The sequence below is a fragment of the Streptomyces sp. NPDC014891 genome (assembly GCF_043081085.1).
Lineage (GTDB): Bacteria > Actinomycetota > Actinomycetes > Streptomycetales > Streptomycetaceae > Streptomyces.
Genome location: NZ_JBIBWF010000010.1, coordinates 1 through 15,217 on the forward strand (window position 1 = coordinate 1; position 15,217 = coordinate 15,217).

Genomic DNA, 15,217 nt, shown 5'->3' on the forward strand with positions numbered 1-15,217 from the left:
TCCGGTCGCCTGGAGGCCGGCACCGCGGTGCTGAACTCCGTCAAGGGCAAGAAGGAGCGCATCGGCAAGATCTACCGCATGCACGCGAACAAGCGTGAGGAGATCGACTCGGTGGGCGCCGGCGACATCGTCGCCGTCATGGGCCTCAAGCAGACCACCACCGGTGAGACGCTGTGCGACGACAAGAACCCGGTCATCCTGGAGTCCATGGACTTCCCGGCGCCGGTCATCCAGGTCGCCATCGAGCCCAAGTCCAAGGGTGACCAGGAGAAGCTGGGTGTCGCCATCCAGCGTCTCGCGGAGGAGGACCCCTCCTTCCAGGTTCACTCGGACGAGGAGACCGGCCAGACCATCATCGGTGGTATGGGCGAGCTTCACCTCGACATCCTCGTCGACCGCATGCGTCGCGAGTTCAAGGTCGAGGCGAACGTCGGCAAGCCGCAGGTCGCGTACCGCGAGACGATCCGCAAGGCCGTCGAGCGCGTGGACTACACCCACAAGAAGCAGACCGGTGGTACCGGTCAGTTCGCCAAGGTGCAGATCGCGATCGAGCCCATCGAGGGTGGCGACGCCTCCTACGAGTTCGTGAACAAGGTCACCGGTGGCCGCATCCCGAAGGAGTACATCCCTTCGGTCGACGCGGGTGCGCAGGAGGCCATGCAGTTCGGCATCCTGGCCGGCTACGAGATGACCGGCGTTCGCGTCGTTCTTCTCGACGGTGGCTACCACGAGGTCGACTCCTCCGAGCTCGCGTTCAAGATCGCCGGTTCGCAGGCCTTCAAGGAGGCCGCGCGCAAGGCTTCCCCCGTCATCCTTGAGCCGATGATGGCCGTTGAGGTCGTCACGCCCGAGGACTACATGGGTGAGGTCATCGGCGACATCAACTCCCGCCGTGGCCAGATCCAGGCCATGGAGGAGCGCAGCGGCGCTCGCGTCGTGCGGGGCCTCGTGCCCCTCTCGGAGATGTTCGGCTACGTCGGCGACCTCCGCAGCAAGACCTCGGGTCGCGCAAGCTACTCGATGCAGTTCGACTCCTACGCCGAGGTTCCGCGGAACGTCGCCGAGGAGATCATCGCGAAGGCCAAGGGCGAGTAACTCTCCCGAGTTGACGCTTTAGGCTTGACACCAGTCGTCGGGGCTCGCCCCCCGAAACCCGAGGGAATCGGGCCCCGGCGAATGGCATCCCAGCAAAGATCACCTGGCGCCGATGAAGCAAGGCGTACAGAACCACTCCACAGGAGGACCCAGTGGCGAAGGCGAAGTTCGAGCGGACTAAGCCGCACGTCAACATCGGCACCATCGGTCACATTGACCACGGTAAGACGACCCTCACGGCCGCCATTACCAAGGTGCTGCACGACGCGTACCCGGACCTGAACGAGGCCTCGGCCTTCGACCAGATCGACAAGGCTCCCGAGGAGCGCCAGCGCGGTATCACGATCTCGATCGCGCACGTCGAGTACCAGACGGAGTCGCGTCACTACGCGCACGTCGACTGCCCGGGTCACGCTGACTACATCAAGAACATGATCACGGGTGCCGCGCAGATGGACGGCGCCATCCTCGTGGTCGCCGCCACCGACGGCCCGATGCCGCAGACCAAGGAGCACGTGCTCCTGGCCCGCCAGGTCGGCGTTCCGTACATCGTCGTCGCCCTGAACAAGGCCGACATGGTGGACGACGAGGAGATCCTGGAGCTCGTCGAGCTCGAGGTCCGTGAGCTCCTCTCCGAGTACGAGTTCCCGGGCGACGACCTTCCGGTCGTCCGTGTCTCGGCGCTCAAGGCGCTCGAGGGCGACAAGGAGTGGGGCGAGAAGCTCCTCGGCCTCATGCACGCGGTGGACGAGTCCATCCCGCAGCCCGAGCGTGACGTCGACAAGCCGTTCCTGATGCCGATCGAGGACGTCTTCACGATCACCGGTCGTGGCACCGTCGTCACCGGTCGTATCGAGCGTGGTGTCCTCAAGGTCAACGAGACCGTCGACATCATCGGCATCAAGACCGAGAAGACCACCACCACGGTCACCGGCATCGAGATGTTCCGCAAGCTGCTCGACGAGGGCCAGGCCGGTGAGAACGTCGGTCTGCTCCTCCGTGGCATCAAGCGCGAGGACGTCGAGCGCGGCCAGGTCATCATCAAGCCGGGTTCGGTTACGCCGCACACCAGCTTCGAGGCCCAGGCCTACATCCTGTCGAAGGACGAGGGTGGCCGTCACACCCCGTTCTTCAACAACTACCGCCCGCAGTTCTACTTCCGTACCACGGACGTGACCGGCGTCGTGACCCTCCCCGAGGGCACCGAGATGGTCATGCCGGGCGACAACACCTCCATGACCGTCGAGCTGATCCAGCCCGTCGCCATGGAGGAGGGCCTCAAGTTCGCCATCCGTGAGGGTGGCCGGACCGTCGGCGCCGGCCAGGTCGTCAAGATCAACGCCTGATCGTTGATCTGACCTGGTAGCTCCACGAGCTGCAGCAGAGGGCCCCGCACCTTTCGGTGCGGGGCCCTCTCGCATGTCCGCCCGGACCCGGCGTCTACGGCCGCCAGCTCCACGGGTGCCCGTCCGGGCCCAGGCCCACCACGGTCGGTCCGTCCTCGCCCAGGTGCAGGGCCGCCGAGACTCCCGGTGTCCCGCCCGCACGGGTCCGCACCCGGTCACCGGTCCGCACCACCCGGACCCGGCCGTCCTCGCCGGTGCCCAAGAGGACCGTCCCCAGCGCGGCGGACCGCGCGGCGACCACGCCGCCGAAGCCGTCGAGCCCCGTGTCCCCGCCGGGGCCGAGCAGTGCCCCGCTCGCCGGGCGCCGGTAGAAGAGGTCGCCGCCGGCGGTCGCCACGGTGGATCCGGAGCGCGGCAGCGGGTCCGCCTGCTCGATACCGTCGAGCCAGTGCCGTACGGACTCCCGCCCCGCCGCGTACAGGTGGGTCCGGCCGGTCCCGTCGACCGAGGCGGCGAGGCCGTCCTGGACCTCCGACGTCCCGGGGAGCGTCCGCCAGGGGCCCCAGCCGCCGTCCGCGGCCCGCACCCGGGTCGAGACGTTCCGGTCGGCGTTCCGCACGAAGAGGTGGACCCGGCCGTCCGGGGCGGCCACGGCCACCGGCGCACCGACCCGGCGGCCCCGGTCGTCCGTGCGCTCCGGGTTCCCGAGGCCGCGCCAGGCCAGGAACGGGCCGCCGGGGGAGCGCTGCTCCAGGAGCACGAGCTCGCGCCGGTTGCGTCCGCCGTGGCCGTCGATCGCGGAGAACCGCACGCCGAAGAGCAGCACCCTGCCGTCGTCGAGCACCGCCGAGCCGAGGGCGGGCGCCAGCGGCCCGCCGCCGAGGTCCGCCGGCTCGCTCCAGACGCCGGGCGCGGTCTCCCGCCAGCGGACCGCGCGCAGTCCGAGCACCCCGTAGGCGGCGAGCCGGCCGTCCGGCTGCTCGGTCAGGGCCGGTCCGGCGGTGGGCCAGCGGTGGTGGGTGGAGCGGACCCAGCCCTTGCGGTTGGTGAGGGGCCGCTCGCCGCCGACGCCGTAGTCGCCGCAGCCCGAGGGGTTGCCGCACTCCCAGGAGGGGTCCCCGCCGTACGGGACGAGGCGGGCGGCCTTCGCCGCGAGGAGCCGGGGAGGGAGGTTCTTGGGCCAGTGCCGGTTGTAGTAGCCGCGGAAGGCCGTCGCCGTGAACGCGGGTATCGGCTCGCCGTCCCGGACCGCGTCGGCGACCCAGCGGTTCAGCGCCGCCCAGGTGAAGGACGCGACGGCCGTGTGGTCGCCGTGGTCCGAGTAGCCCGGCTGCTCGGAGTCCCGCCTGCGGGTGGCCTCGTCGCTGAGCTGGATGTCCGGGTCGGGGTCCAGGGTGTGCACGACGGTGGGCCGGTAGCGGGCGAGCAGCCCCACGAGGACGCCGACCAGCTGGTCGTAGTCGTAGGTGTCGGAGCGGGTGACGGGCGACCCGGCCGACAGGTGGGTCCGCAGCTCCAGGGCGCGGTCCTGCCAGAGGGCCGGCAGGGCCATGTAGCGCCGGTTCGTGTGCATCGGGAGGTTGAGGAAGACCAGCTCGACGCGGCGGCGGCCGCGGTCGAGGGTGTCGACCTCGGCCCGGCGGCCCCCGGGGAGGGTCAGCACCCGGCGCCGCCAGGGTGTGAACAGCGGCAGGCCGAGCGCCGCCGCGTAGGACTGGCGCAGGCCCTGGTGGCGGGCCGAGGAGTAGGCGGCGCGGTCCGGGGGAGTGTCCGGCATCCCCGCGACCCGGTTGCGGCCGGTGTGCTCGCCGGCGGTGACGTACACGGAGACGAGCGGGACCCCGGCGTCGAGGAGGCGCTGGCTGTCCGGGTTCATGAAGTACAGGTCGTCGTCCGGGTGGGCGGCTATCTGCAGGAGCAGCGCCCGCCTGGTGCGCGCGGAGGCGATGGGCTTGCCGGGCGCGGGGTCGACGGTCGGCGCGGTCCTGCGCGGCTCCGGTACGGAGCACCCTGCGGCGGCCGTGGTGACGGCGAGGGCTGCGGCGAGAACCGTCCGCCGGCGGGGTGCTGTGGTCACGTGGGCGGTCCGTCCCCTGGGCAGTGCGGTCCCGGGTAAGACGAACGTTCGAAGTCTGGGGTTGTGTGCGGACGGGCCCGTGACTGGCAGGATGCGGCCACCGGAAGAAGATCTTCGAAAAGCGTCGCCGGTCGTGTCGAGGACCGGGCGCCGGTTCCGACCGACGGGTGACAGCACGCCACAGGGGCGCGCGGGACGGGGAGGACCACCACCATGAAGTACGTCGCGATGATCTACGGGAACCAGGCCAAGTGGGACGCCTTCCCAGCCGAGGCCTGGCCCGAGGCGATCGCCCGGCAGGAGGCCTTCAACAGGAAGTACCGCGAGAGCGGCGAGCTGATCGGCGCGTACGGCCTCGCGGACGCGGCCGCCGCCCAGCTCGTCCGGCGCGTGGACGGCGTTCCCGCGGTCACCGACGGCCCGTACCTGGAGACCAAGGAGTACCTGGCCAGCTTCTACCTGCTCGACTGCGACGGCCCGGAGCGGGCCCGGGAGATCGCCGCGGACATGCCCTTCGCGGACGTCGACCCGGTGGAGCTCTGGCCGGTCCTGCACGAGTCCGCGGCGGACGTGTGACCGGCACCGACGGGATCGAGGACCTGCTGCGCACGTACGCGCCGCAGGTCCTCGGCGTCCTCGTGCGGCGGTACGGGACCTTCGACACCTGCGAGGACGCCGTCCAGGAGGCCCTGATCGCGGCGGCCCGCCAGTGGCCGGAGGAGGGCGTCCCCGACAACCCGCGGGGCTGGCTGGTCACCGTCGCCGCCCGCCGGCTCGTCGACCAGGTGCGCAGCGAGGCCGCGCGCCGCCGCCGCGAGGACTCCCTGGCCCTGGCCACACCGGCCTCGGAACTCCTGGCGCACGCCGCCGACGAGGAGCCCGGGACGGACCGGGACGACTCGCTGTCCCTGCTGTTCCTCTGCTGTCACCCCGAGCTCTCCCCGCCCAGCAGGGTCGCCCTCACCCTGCGGGCCGTCGGCGGCCTCACCACCGGGCAGATCGCGGCCGCCTTCCTGGTGCCCGAGTCGACGATGGCGCAGCGGATCAGCCGCGCCAAGCAGACGATCCGGGAGGCGGGCGGCTCCCTGGCGCTCCCGCCGGGGGAGGACCGCACGGCCCGGCTCGCCGAGGTCCGGCACGTGCTCTACCTGATCTTCAACGAGGGGTACACGGCGAGCGGCGGGGATCGGCTGACCGCGCCCGAGCTGTCCACCGAGGCGATCCGGCTCGGGCGGCTGCTCCACCGGCTGGTGCCCGAGGACACCGAGACGGCGGGGCTGCTGGCCCTGATGCTGCTCACCGACGCCCGCAGGCCCGCGCGCACGGGCCCGCACGGGGAGCTGGTGCCGCTCGCGGAGCAGGAGCGGGGGCGCTGGGACGCCGGGCTGGTGGCGGAGGGCGTCGAGCTGATCAGCCGCACCCTGCCGCAGGGGCGGATCGGCCCGTACCAGCTGCAGGCGGCGATCGCGGCCGTGCACGACGAGGCGGAGAGCGCGGGGGACACCGACTGGCCGCAGATCCTCGCCCTCTACGAGCTCCTGGAGCACACCGGTCCGAACCCGATGGTGACGCTCAACCGGGCGGTCGCCGTGGCGATGGTGGAGGGGCCCGCGGCCGGGCTCGCGGTGCTGGACGGACTGGCCCGGGACAAGAGGCTCGCGCGGCACCACCGGTTGCTCGCCACCCGGGCGCATCTGCTGGAGCTGCTGGGGGAGCGGGGGCCCGCGGCGGAGGCCTATCGGGAGGCCGCGCGGCGGACGACCAGCGCTCCGGAACGCCGTCATCTCACCGAGCGGGCACGGGACTTGGGGTGAGGCGACGGGGGCGCCAGGGGAGGGCGCGTGCGCCCCGGCGCATGGCGGGACGTGACGTGGGGTACAGTCTTCGATCCCGATTGGCGGCCGGATGGCCCCGTATGGCAGACTGTCGGGGTTGCTCGGTTGAGTGCCGATGCTGCGCGCCTCCCGTCGGGAGGACCGGAAGCGAGTCCCACAGTACTCGTCGCTCCTTCTCAGGAGCGGACGTACGGGAATCTTCTGGGAAGCGTCAGCGGGGTGCCGACCAGGCGCCCGGTGGGTGTCCTGCCCCCGGCCTGCGGTCATGGCGACCGTGCCCCCTTGGTTGGGAAATCCCTAGGGATTTCTGCGTAGAGGGAGTGCGACACGCCCGACCGCGTGGGTCGGAGACACGACAACGCTTCTCCGTGAGCGAAGCCGATCGGGTTCCAGAGCGTTACGAGACAAAGGACTACTAGTAGCCATGGCGGGACAGAAGATCCGCATCCGGCTCAAGGCCTACGACCACGAGGTCATCGACTCCTCGGCGAAGAAGATCGTCGAGACGGTGACCCGCACTGGTGCGTCGGTCGCGGGCCCGGTGCCGCTGCCCACTGAGAAGAACGTGTACTGCGTCATCAAGTCGCCGCACAAGTACAAGGACTCGCGCGAGCACTTCGAGATGCGCACGCACAAGCGCCTCATCGACATCCTCGACCCCACGCCGAAGACGGTCGACTCGCTCATGCGACTCGACCTGCCGGCGGGCGTCGACATCGAGATCAAGCTCTGAGGTGACGCGCGAGATGGCTAAGAACATCAAGGGCATCCTGGGCGAGAAGCTCGGCATGACGCAGGTCTGGGACGAGAACAACCGGGTCGTCCCGGTGACCGTCGTCAAGGCCGGCCCGAATGTCGTGACCCAGGTCCGTACGAACGACGTCGACGGCTACGAGTCGGTCCAGATCGCCTTCGGCGAGATCGACCCGCGCAAGGTGAACAAGCCCCTCAAGGGCCACTTCGCCAAGGCCGACGTCACCCCGCGCCGCCACCTGGTGGAGCTCCGCACCGCTGACGCCTCCGAGTACACGCTCGGCCAGGAGATCACCGCCGAGGTCTTCGAGGCCGGCGTGAAGGTCGACGTCACCGGCAAGAGCAAGGGCAAGGGCTTCGCCGGTGTCATGAAGCGCCACAACTTCCGTGGTGGCAAGGCGTCGCACGGTGCCCACCGCGTGCACCGCAAGCCCGGTTCCATCGGTGGCTGCGCCACCCCGGGCCGTGTCTTCAAGGGCATGCGCATGGCGGGTCGCATGGGCAACGAGCGTGTGACCACCCAGAACCTGACCGTCCACGCCGTTGACGCCGAGAAGGGTCTGCTGCTCATCAAGGGCGCCGTCCCCGGCCCCAACGGTGGCCTCGTCCTGGTCCGCACCGCGGCCAAGGGGGTTTGAGGAACCGATGAGCACCATTGACATCCTTTCGCCGGCAGGCGACAAGACCGGGACCGTCGAGCTCCCCGAGGAGATCTTCGGCGCCAAGGTCAGCGTTCCGCTGATCCACCAGGTCGTCGTCGCGCAGCTGGCCGCGGCCCGTCAGGGCACGCACAAGACCAAGACCCGTGGCGAAGTCCGCGGTGGTGGCAAGAAGCCTTACCGCCAGAAGGGCACCGGCCGCGCCCGTCAGGGTTCGACCCGCGCCCCCCAGTTCGCCGGTGGTGGCGTCGTGCACGGTCCCGTGCCGCGTGACTACTCGCAGCGGACCCCGAAGAAGATGAAGGTCGCCGCTCTCCGTGGTGCCCTCTCGGACCGGGCCACCCACTCCCGCATCCACGTCGTCTCCGGCGTGGTCGAGGGTGAGATCTCCACCAAGGCCGCGAAGACGCTGTTCGGCAAGATCTCGGAGCGCAAGAACCTGCTCCTGGTCGCCGAGCGCTCCGACGAGGCCGCGTGGCTGTCCGCTCGTAACCTGCCCCAGGTGCACATCCTGGAGCCGGGCCAGCTCAACACGTACGACGTGATCGTCTCCGACGACGTGGTCTTCACCCAGGCCGCCCTCGAGTCCTTCGTGTCTGGCCCCCAGACCGCTGAGACCGAAGGGAGCGACGCCTGATGACTGAGGCCGTCGTCACCAGCAAGACCTTCTCGGACCCGCGCGACATTCTCGTCAAGCCGGTCGTCTCGGAGAAGAGCTACGCACTGCTGGACGAGAACAAGTACACGTTCATCGTCGCGCCTGGCTCCAACAAGACCCAGATCAAGCAGGCCGTCGAGGCGGTCTTCTCGGTCAAGGTCACCGGGGTCAACACGATCAACCGCCAGGGCAAGCGCAAGCGCACCAAGGCCGGTTTCGGTAAGCGCAAGGACACCAAGCGCGCCATCGTGACCCTTGCCGAGGGCAACCGTATCGACATCTTCGGCGGTCCGACCGCCTAAGGGCGGTCTGGATCGTCCGGAATCGGACGAGGACTGAGAAATGGGAATCCGCAAGTACAAGCCGACTACGCCGGGCCGTCGTGGCTCCTCCGTAGCCGACTTCGTCGAGATCACGCGGTCCACGCCGGAGAAGTCGCTGGTCCGCCCCCTGCACAGCAAGGGCGGCCGTAACAACACCGGTCGTGTGACCGTCCGTCACCAGGGCGGTGGCCACAAGCGCGCCTACCGCGTGATCGACTTCCGTCGTCACGACAAGGACGGCGTGCCGGCCAAGGTCGCTCACATCGAGTACGACCCCAACCGCACCGCGCGCATCGCGCTGCTCCACTACGTGGACGGCGAGAAGCGCTACATCATCGCCCCCAAGGGTCTGACGCAGGGTGACCGCGTCGAGAACGGCCCCGGCGCGGACATCAAGCCCGGCAACAACCTGGCGCTCCGCAACATCCCGGTCGGTACCACGATCCACGCGATCGAGCTCCGTCCCGGTGGTGGCGCCAAGTTCGCCCGCTCCGCGGGTGCCTCCGTGCAGCTGCTGGCGAAGGAGGGCACGATGGCCCACCTTCGTATGCCGTCCGGTGAGATCCGTCTCGTCGACGCCCGCTGCCGCGCCACGATCGGCGAGGTCGGCAACGCCGAGCAGTCGAACATCAACTGGGGCAAGGCCGGCCGTAAGCGCTGGCTGGGCGTTCGCCCGACCGTCCGCGGTGTGGCGATGAACCCGGTCGACCACCCGCACGGTGGTGGTGAGGGCAAGACCTCCGGTGGTCGCCACCCGGTCTCCCCGTGGGGTCAGAAGGAGGGTCGTACTCGTTCGCCGAAGAAGGCTTCGAACAAGTACATCGTCCGCCGCCGCAAGACGAACAAGAAGCGCTAGGAGCGGGTTTAGATGCCGCGCAGTCTCAAGAAGGGACCCTTCGTCGACGGCCACCTCGTCAAGAAGGTGGACGCCCAGAACGAAGCCGGTACCAAGAACGTCATCAAGACCTGGTCCCGTCGCTCGATGATCATCCCGGCCATGCTCGGCCACACGATCGCGGTGCACAACGGCAAGACCCACATTCCGGTGTTTGTCACCGAGTCGATGGTCGGCCACAAGCTCGGCGAGTTCTCGCCGACGCGCACCTTCCGGGGTCACGTGAAGGACGACCGGAAGTCGAAGCGCCGCTAGTAGCGGGGTGGAATGACCATGACAGACACTGGAAGGACAACCATGGAAGCCAGGGCCCAGGCGCGGTACATCCGCGTCACGCCCATGAAGGCCCGCCGCGTGGTGGACCTTATCCGTGGCATGGACGCCACGGAGGCTCAGGCGGTCCTGCGTTTCGCCCCGCAGGCCGCGAGCGTGCCGGTTGGCAAGGTGCTGGACAGCGCCATCGCCAACGCTGCACACAACTACGACCACACCGACGCCTCTTCGCTGGTCATCAGCGAGGCGTACGTGGATGAGGGCCCGACCCTGAAGCGGTTCCGTCCGCGTGCCCAGGGCCGTGCCTACCGGATCCGTAAGCGGACCAGCCACATCACCGTGGTCGTCAGCAGCAAGGAAGGAACCCGGTAATGGGCCAGAAGGTTAACCCGCATGGGTTCCGGCTCGGCATCACCACGGACTTCAAGTCCCGCTGGTACGCCGACAAGCTGTACAAGGACTACGTCAAGGAAGACGTCGCCATCCGTCGGATGATGACGTCCGGCATGGAGCGCGCCGGCATCTCGAAGGTCGAGATCGAGCGCACCCGTGACCGCGTGCGGGTGGACATCCACACCGCGCGTCCCGGCATCGTCATCGGCCGCCGTGGCGCCGAGGCCGACCGCATCCGCGGCGACCTCGAGAAGCTCACGGGCAAGCAGGTCCAGCTGAACATCCTCGAGGTCAAGAACCCCGAGATGGACGCCCAGCTGGTCGCCCAGGCCGTTGCCGAGCAGCTCTCCTCCCGCGTCTCCTTCCGTCGCGCCATGCGTAAGAGCATGCAGGGCACGATGAAGGCCGGCGCCAAGGGCATCAAGATCCAGTGTGGCGGCCGTCTCGGCGGCGCCGAGATGTCCCGCTCGGAGTTCTACCGCGAGGGCCGCGTGCCCCTGCACACGCTCCGCGCGAACGTCGACTACGGCTTCTTCGAGGCCAAGACGACCTTCGGCCGCATCGGCGTGAAGGTCTGGATCTACAAGGGCGACGTCAAGAACATCGCCGAGGTCCGCGCCGAGAACGCCGCGGCCCGTGCGGGTAACCGCCCGGCCCGTGGTGCCGGCGCTGGCGACCGCCCGGCCGGCCGTGGTGGCCGCGGTGGCGAGCGTGGCGGCCGCGGCCGCAAGCCGCAGCAGCAGTCCGCGCCGGCTGCCGAGGCCCCCAAGGCCGACGCTCCCGCCGCCGCTGCCGCTCCGGCTGAGAGCACCGGAACGGAGGCCTGACCGAAATGCTGATCCCCCGTAGGGTCAAGCACCGCAAGCAGCACCACCCCAAGCGCTCGGGTATGAGCAAGGGTGGTACGCAGGTTGCGTTCGGCGAGTACGGCATTCAGGCCCTCACGCCGGCGTACGTGACCAACCGCCAGATCGAGGCGGCTCGTATCGCGATGACCCGCCACATCAAGCGTGGCGGCAAGGTCTGGATCAACATCTACCCGGACCGCCCCCTCACGAAGAAGCCCGCCGAGACCCGCATGGGTTCCGGTAAGGGTTCTCCCGAGTGGTGGATCGCGAACGTCAAGCCGGGTCGGGTGATGTTCGAACTGTCCTACCCGAACGAGAAGATCGCGCGCGAGGCCCTGACCCGTGCGGCCCACAAGCTGCCGATGAAGTGCAAGATCGTGAAGCGCGAAGCAGGTGAGCTGTGATGTCGGCCGGTACCAAGGCGTCCGAGCTGCGCGAGCTGGGCAACGAGGAGCTTCTCAACAAGCTCCGCGAGGCCAAGGAAGAGCTGTTCAACCTCCGCTTCCAGGCGGCGACCGGTCAGCTCGAGAACCACGGTCGGCTCAAGTCCGTCCGTAAGGACATCGCCCGGATCTACACCCTGATGCGTGAGCGCGAGCTGGGCATCGAGACGGTGGAGAACGCCTGATGAGCGAGAGCAACGTGACTGAGAAGACCGAGCGCAACGCTCGCAAGGTCCGCGAGGGCCTGGTCGTCAGCGACAAGATGGACAAGACCGTCGTCGTCGCTGTCGAGGACCGCGTCAAGCACGCGCTGTACGGCAAGGTCATCCGCCGTACGAACAAGCTCAAGGCTCATGACGAGCAGAACGCTGCCGGCATCGGCGACCGCGTCCTCCTGATGGAGACCCGGAAGCTGTCCGCCACGAAGCACTGGCGCGTCATCGAGATCCTCGAGAAGGCCAAGTAAGTATTTCGCGCAAGCGAGATCAAAGTAATCACAGCTTGAAGGGGTAACCCTTCGAGTTCGTTCCGCCAGGCTCGGCCGGGGCCTCCTCGTGAAGCCCCGGCCGGGAACCGGCAGACAAATCAGGAGATAGACGTGATCCAGCAGGAGTCGCGACTGCGTGTCGCCGACAACACTGGTGCCAAGGAGATCCTTTGCATCCGTGTTCTCGGTGGCTCGGGTCGCCGCTACGCGGGCATCGGTGACGTCATCGTCGCCACCGTCAAGGACGCGATCCCCGGTGGCAACGTGAAGAAGGGTGACGTCGTCAAGGCGGTCATCGTTCGCACCGTCAAGGAGCGCCGCCGCCAGGACGGCTCGTACATCCGCTTCGACGAGAACGCCGCTGTCATTCTCAAGAACGACGGCGACCCTCGTGGCACCCGTATCTTCGGCCCGGTCGGCCGTGAGCTGCGCGAGAAGAAGTTCATGAAGATCATCTCGCTCGCGCCGGAGGTGCTGTAAGCATGAAGATCAAGAAGGGCGACCTGGTCCAGGTCATCACCGGTAAGGACAAGGGCAAGCAGGGCAAGGTCATCACGGCCTTCCCCCGCGAGAACCGCGTCCTCGTCGAGGGTGTCAACCGGGTCAAGAAGCACACCAAGGCCGGCCCGTCGCAGGCCGGTGGCATCGTCACGACCGAGGCTCCGGTCCACGTCTCCAACGTCCAGCTGGTCGTGGAGAAGGACGGCAAGAAGGTCGTCACGCGTGTCGGTTACCGCTTCGACGACGAGGGCAACAAGATCCGCGTTGCCAAGCGGACGGGTGAGGACATCTGATGGCTACCACCACTCCGCGTCTCAAGACGAAGTACCGCGAGGAGATCGCGGGCAAGCTGCGTGACGAGTTCTCGTACGAGAACGTCATGCAGGTTCCCGGCCTCGTGAAGATCGTGGTCAACATGGGTGTCGGCGACGCCGCCCGTGACTCGAAGCTGATCGACGGTGCGATCCGCGATCTCACCACGATCACCGGTCAGAAGCCGGCCGTCACCAAGGCCCGCAAGTCCATCGCGCAGTTCAAGCTGCGTGAGGGTCAGCCGATCGGTGCTCACGTCACCCTCCGTGGCGACCGCATGTGGGAGTTCCTGGACCGCACCCTGTCGCTCGCGCTTCCGCGCATCCGCGACTTCCGCGGCCTGTCCCCCAAGCAGTTCGACGGCCGTGGCAACTACACCTTCGGTCTCACGGAGCAGGTCATGTTCCACGAGATCGACCAGGACAAGATCGACCGTGTCCGGGGTATGGACATCACCGTGGTGACCACGGCGACCAACGACGACGAGGGCCGTGCCCTTCTGCGTCACCTCGGCTTCCCGTTCAAGGAGGCGTAAGCGAGATGGCGAAGAAGGCTCTCATCGCGAAGGCTGCCCGCAAGCCCAAGTTCGGCGTGCGTGGCTACACGCGCTGCCAGCGCTGTGGTCGTCCCCACTCCGTGTACCGCAAGTTCGGCCTGTGCCGCGTGTGCCTTCGTGAGATGGCTCACCGTGGCGAGCTGCCGGGCGTGACCAAGAGCTCCTGGTAACTCCCTTCTGTCCATAGGACGTTAGGGATTACCTGAGACTCTCGGTAAGCATTGGGTCGGCGGAGGCCCACCCCCGCATGCTTTAGGCTTGTGGGGTTGGGCGTCCGCCGCCCGTACGACTTACTACGCCGTAGGTCCCCGCGCCGCACCCGTCCCGCCCCTGTGTGGGGAGAGGGATGGCGCATACAGGAAACCCCGGCGAGAGAGGCCGAAGGCCAATTCATGACCATGACTGATCCGATCGCGGACATGCTGACTCGTCTGCGTAACGCGAACTCGGCATACCACGACTCCGTGACGATGCCGCACAGCAAGATCAAGTCTCACATCGCGGAAATCCTCCAGCAGGAGGGCTTCATCACGGGCTGGAAGGTCGAGGACGCCGAGGTCGGCAAGAACCTCGTCCTCGAGCTCAAGTTCGGTCCGAACCGTGAGCGCTCCATCGCGGGCATCAAGCGGATCTCGAAGCCCGGTCTCCGGGTTTACGCGAAGTCCACCAACCTGCCGAAGGTCCTCGGCGGCCTGGGCGTGGCGATCATCTCCACGTCCCACGGTCTCCTGACCGGCCAGCAGGCAGGCAAGAAGGGCGTAGGTGGGGAAGTCCTCGCCTACGTCTGGTAGTCGGGAACGGAGGAATAGCTAATGTCGCGTATTGGCAAGCTGCCTATCCAGGTTCCCGCCGGCGTGGACGTCACCATCGATGGCCGCACGGTCACGGTCAAGGGTTCCAAGGGCACCCTGACCCACACCGTCGCCGCTCCGATCGAGATCGTTAAGGGCGAGGATGGCGTGCTCAACGTCAACCGTCCGAACGACGAGCGTCAGAACAAGGCCCTTCACGGCCTGTCCCGCACGCTGGTGGCCAACATGATCACCGGTGTGACCCAGGGTTACGTGAAGGCGCTCGAGATCAGCGGTGTCGGTTACCGCGTCGCCGCGAAGGGCTCCAACCTGGAGTTCCAGCTCGGCTACAGCCACCCGATCCTGGTCGAGGCGCCCGAGGGCATCTCGTTCAAGGTCGAGTCGCCGACCAAGTTCTCGGTCGAGGGCATCGACAAGCAGAAGGTCGGCGAGGTCGCGGCGAACATCCGCAAGCTGCGGAAGCCCGACCCGTACAAGGCCAAGGGCGTCAAGTACGCCGGCGAGGTCATCCGCCGCAAGGTCGGAAAGGCTGGTAAGTAAGCCATGGCATACGGTGTGAAGATCGCCAAGGGCGACGCTTACAAGCGTGCCGCCAAGGCGCGCCGCCACATCCGCATCCGCAAGAACGTGTCGGGTACGGCGGAGCGTCCGCGCCTCGTCGTGACGCGTTCGAACCGCGGTATCACCGCTCAGGTCATCGACGACCTCAAGGGTCACACCCTTGCGTCCGCGTCGAACCTGGACGCGTCGATCCGCGGTGGCGAGGGTGACAAGTCGTCGCAGGCCAAGCAGGTAGGGGCTCTCGTCGCCGAGCGCGCCAAGGCCGCTGGTGTCGAGGCTGTCGTGTTCGACCGTGGTGGCAACAGGTACGCCGGGCGCATTGCCGCTCTGGCTGACGCCGCCCGCGAAGCCGGGCTGAAGTTCTAAGCCCCGGTTCCGGGACTAACGGAC

General features: G+C 68.0%; 23 protein-coding genes. 22 read left to right on the top strand and 1 reads right to left on the bottom strand.

Going from position 1 to position 15,217, the window contains the following annotated elements:
* A partial coding sequence (locus tag ACF09E_RS26485; RefSeq protein WP_392207641.1) for an elongation factor G occupies positions 1-1,095 on the top strand: 1,095 nt, incomplete at its 5' end.
* Between the two features lie 152 nt (positions 1,096-1,247).
* The gene (tuf, locus tag ACF09E_RS26490) at positions 1,248-2,441 is read left to right on the top strand and encodes an elongation factor Tu (protein ID WP_055598867.1); all 1,194 of its coding nucleotides are present in this window, start codon (positions 1,248-1,250) and stop codon (positions 2,439-2,441) included.
* Between the two features lie 94 nt (positions 2,442-2,535).
* Here the strand turns inward: tuf and ACF09E_RS26495 are convergent, their stop codons facing one another.
* Positions 2,536-4,518: a PIG-L family deacetylase gene (locus tag ACF09E_RS26495; RefSeq protein ID WP_392207643.1), complete on the bottom strand. Its 1,983-nt coding sequence runs from the start codon at positions 4,516-4,518 to the stop codon at positions 2,536-2,538.
* 213 nt (positions 4,519-4,731) lie between these two features.
* On the opposite strand from ACF09E_RS26495, the gene ACF09E_RS26500 reads away from it, so the two are divergent.
* The 20 genes from ACF09E_RS26500 to rplR all read left to right on the top strand — a co-directional run bounded on the left by ACF09E_RS26500 (position 4,732) and on the right by rplR (position 15,193).
* On the top strand, positions 4,732-5,094 hold the full coding sequence (locus ACF09E_RS26500; RefSeq protein ID WP_073910651.1) for a YciI family protein: 363 nt from the start codon (positions 4,732-4,734) through the stop codon (positions 5,092-5,094).
* Positions 5,091-6,332 (top strand): RNA polymerase sigma factor, encoded by a 1,242-nt coding sequence (locus ACF09E_RS26505; RefSeq protein WP_392207646.1) that lies wholly within the window; start codon positions 5,091-5,093, stop codon positions 6,330-6,332. The genes ACF09E_RS26500 and ACF09E_RS26505 overlap by 4 nt, the downstream gene beginning before the upstream one ends.
* Before the next feature lie 445 nt (positions 6,333-6,777).
* Complete coding sequence (gene rpsJ, locus ACF09E_RS26510) at positions 6,778-7,086, top strand: 30S ribosomal protein S10 (RefSeq protein WP_003948644.1); 309 nt, start codon at positions 6,778-6,780, stop codon at positions 7,084-7,086.
* A gap of 13 nt (positions 7,087-7,099) precedes the next feature.
* Complete coding sequence (gene rplC / locus ACF09E_RS26515) at positions 7,100-7,744, top strand: 50S ribosomal protein L3 (RefSeq protein WP_361847362.1); 645 nt, start codon at positions 7,100-7,102, stop codon at positions 7,742-7,744.
* A gap of 7 nt (positions 7,745-7,751) precedes the next feature.
* A complete protein-coding gene (gene rplD / locus ACF09E_RS26520; protein ID WP_030318655.1) occupies positions 7,752-8,402 on the top strand; it encodes a 50S ribosomal protein L4 in 651 nt (216 codons plus the stop codon).
* The gene (gene rplW, locus ACF09E_RS26525) at positions 8,402-8,725 is read left to right on the top strand and encodes a 50S ribosomal protein L23 (protein ID WP_024755407.1); all 324 of its coding nucleotides are present in this window, start codon (positions 8,402-8,404) and stop codon (positions 8,723-8,725) included. Before rplD ends, rplW begins: the two co-directional genes overlap by 1 nt.
* Positions 8,726-8,765: 40 nt before the next feature.
* Positions 8,766-9,602, top strand: a complete 837-nt coding sequence (gene rplB / locus ACF09E_RS26530) for a 50S ribosomal protein L2 (RefSeq protein ID WP_030208986.1) — start codon at positions 8,766-8,768, stop codon at positions 9,600-9,602.
* Between the two features lie 12 nt (positions 9,603-9,614).
* Entirely contained in the window at positions 9,615-9,896 is a 282-nt protein-coding gene (gene rpsS / locus ACF09E_RS26535) for a 30S ribosomal protein S19 (protein ID WP_015035577.1), read from the top strand.
* A 42-nt stretch (positions 9,897-9,938) separates the two neighbouring features.
* Positions 9,939-10,286 (top strand): 50S ribosomal protein L22, encoded by a 348-nt coding sequence (gene rplV / locus ACF09E_RS26540; protein WP_004571827.1) that lies wholly within the window; start codon positions 9,939-9,941, stop codon positions 10,284-10,286.
* Positions 10,286-11,134 (top strand): 30S ribosomal protein S3, encoded by an 849-nt coding sequence (rpsC, locus tag ACF09E_RS26545; protein WP_017239578.1) that lies wholly within the window; start codon positions 10,286-10,288, stop codon positions 11,132-11,134. Before rplV ends, rpsC begins: the two co-directional genes overlap by 1 nt.
* A 5-nt stretch (positions 11,135-11,139) precedes the next feature.
* A complete protein-coding gene (rplP, locus tag ACF09E_RS26550; protein WP_015035580.1) occupies positions 11,140-11,559 on the top strand; it encodes a 50S ribosomal protein L16 in 420 nt (139 codons plus the stop codon).
* On the top strand, positions 11,559-11,783 hold the full coding sequence (gene rpmC, locus ACF09E_RS26555; RefSeq protein ID WP_017239580.1) for a 50S ribosomal protein L29: 225 nt from the start codon (positions 11,559-11,561) through the stop codon (positions 11,781-11,783). The genes rplP and rpmC overlap by 1 nt, the downstream gene beginning before the upstream one ends.
* Complete coding sequence (gene rpsQ / locus ACF09E_RS26560; RefSeq protein ID WP_015035582.1) at positions 11,783-12,064, top strand: 30S ribosomal protein S17; 282 nt, start codon at positions 11,783-11,785, stop codon at positions 12,062-12,064. Before rpmC ends, rpsQ begins: the two co-directional genes overlap by 1 nt.
* Positions 12,065-12,196: 132 nt before the next feature.
* Positions 12,197-12,565, top strand: a complete 369-nt coding sequence (gene rplN / locus ACF09E_RS26565; protein ID WP_003956455.1) for a 50S ribosomal protein L14 — start codon at positions 12,197-12,199, stop codon at positions 12,563-12,565.
* 2 nt (positions 12,566-12,567) lie between these two features.
* Positions 12,568-12,879, top strand: a complete 312-nt coding sequence (gene rplX, locus ACF09E_RS26570; protein WP_015035583.1) for a 50S ribosomal protein L24 — start codon at positions 12,568-12,570, stop codon at positions 12,877-12,879.
* Positions 12,876-13,433 (top strand): 50S ribosomal protein L5, encoded by a 558-nt coding sequence (rplE, locus tag ACF09E_RS26575; protein WP_361847418.1) that lies wholly within the window; start codon positions 12,876-12,878, stop codon positions 13,431-13,433. The genes rplX and rplE overlap by 4 nt, the downstream gene beginning before the upstream one ends.
* Before the next feature lie 5 nt (positions 13,434-13,438).
* Positions 13,439-13,624 carry a type Z 30S ribosomal protein S14 gene (locus ACF09E_RS26580; protein WP_003948630.1) on the top strand — a complete coding sequence of 62 codons (186 nt, stop codon included), beginning with the start codon at positions 13,439-13,441 and terminating at the stop codon, positions 13,622-13,624.
* Between the two features lie 222 nt (positions 13,625-13,846).
* Complete coding sequence (gene rpsH / locus ACF09E_RS26585) at positions 13,847-14,245, top strand: 30S ribosomal protein S8 (RefSeq protein WP_015035585.1); 399 nt, start codon at positions 13,847-13,849, stop codon at positions 14,243-14,245.
* 21 nt (positions 14,246-14,266) lie between these two features.
* Positions 14,267-14,806 carry a 50S ribosomal protein L6 gene (gene rplF / locus ACF09E_RS26590; protein ID WP_148005764.1) on the top strand — a complete coding sequence of 180 codons (540 nt, stop codon included), beginning with the start codon at positions 14,267-14,269 and terminating at the stop codon, positions 14,804-14,806.
* A 3-nt stretch (positions 14,807-14,809) separates the two neighbouring features.
* On the top strand, positions 14,810-15,193 hold the full coding sequence (rplR, locus tag ACF09E_RS26595; RefSeq protein WP_352188391.1) for a 50S ribosomal protein L18: 384 nt from the start codon (positions 14,810-14,812) through the stop codon (positions 15,191-15,193).
* Positions 15,194-15,217 lie beyond the last annotated feature (24 nt).

What these genes read in the sequence shown, in the direction of transcription:
- ACF09E_RS26500 (WP_073910651.1), top strand. Translation starts at nt 4,732, where the DNA reads ATGAAGTACGTCGCGATGATCTACGGGAACCAGGCCAAGTGGGACGCC.
- rpsJ (WP_003948644.1), top strand. Translation starts at nt 6,778, where the DNA reads ATGGCGGGACAGAAGATCCGCATCCGGCTCAAGGCCTACGACCACGAG.
- rplC (WP_361847362.1), top strand. Translation starts at nt 7,100, where the DNA reads ATGGCTAAGAACATCAAGGGCATCCTGGGCGAGAAGCTCGGCATGACG.
- rplD (WP_030318655.1), top strand. Translation starts at nt 7,752, where the DNA reads ATGAGCACCATTGACATCCTTTCGCCGGCAGGCGACAAGACCGGGACC.
- rplW (WP_024755407.1), top strand. Translation starts at nt 8,402, where the DNA reads ATGACTGAGGCCGTCGTCACCAGCAAGACCTTCTCGGACCCGCGCGAC.
- rplB (WP_030208986.1), top strand. Translation starts at nt 8,766, where the DNA reads ATGGGAATCCGCAAGTACAAGCCGACTACGCCGGGCCGTCGTGGCTCC.
- rpsS (WP_015035577.1), top strand. Translation starts at nt 9,615, where the DNA reads ATGCCGCGCAGTCTCAAGAAGGGACCCTTCGTCGACGGCCACCTCGTC.
- rplV (WP_004571827.1), top strand. Translation starts at nt 9,939, where the DNA reads ATGGAAGCCAGGGCCCAGGCGCGGTACATCCGCGTCACGCCCATGAAG.
- rpsC (WP_017239578.1), top strand. Translation starts at nt 10,286, where the DNA reads ATGGGCCAGAAGGTTAACCCGCATGGGTTCCGGCTCGGCATCACCACG.
- rplP (WP_015035580.1), top strand. Translation starts at nt 11,140, where the DNA reads ATGCTGATCCCCCGTAGGGTCAAGCACCGCAAGCAGCACCACCCCAAG.
- rpmC (WP_017239580.1), top strand. Translation starts at nt 11,559, where the DNA reads ATGTCGGCCGGTACCAAGGCGTCCGAGCTGCGCGAGCTGGGCAACGAG.
- rpsQ (WP_015035582.1), top strand. Translation starts at nt 11,783, where the DNA reads ATGAGCGAGAGCAACGTGACTGAGAAGACCGAGCGCAACGCTCGCAAG.
- rplX (WP_015035583.1), top strand. Translation starts at nt 12,568, where the DNA reads ATGAAGATCAAGAAGGGCGACCTGGTCCAGGTCATCACCGGTAAGGAC.
- ACF09E_RS26580 (WP_003948630.1), top strand. Translation starts at nt 13,439, where the DNA reads ATGGCGAAGAAGGCTCTCATCGCGAAGGCTGCCCGCAAGCCCAAGTTC.
- rpsH (WP_015035585.1), top strand. Translation starts at nt 13,847, where the DNA reads ATGACCATGACTGATCCGATCGCGGACATGCTGACTCGTCTGCGTAAC.
- rplF (WP_148005764.1), top strand. Translation starts at nt 14,267, where the DNA reads ATGTCGCGTATTGGCAAGCTGCCTATCCAGGTTCCCGCCGGCGTGGAC.
- rplR (WP_352188391.1), top strand. Translation starts at nt 14,810, where the DNA reads ATGGCATACGGTGTGAAGATCGCCAAGGGCGACGCTTACAAGCGTGCC.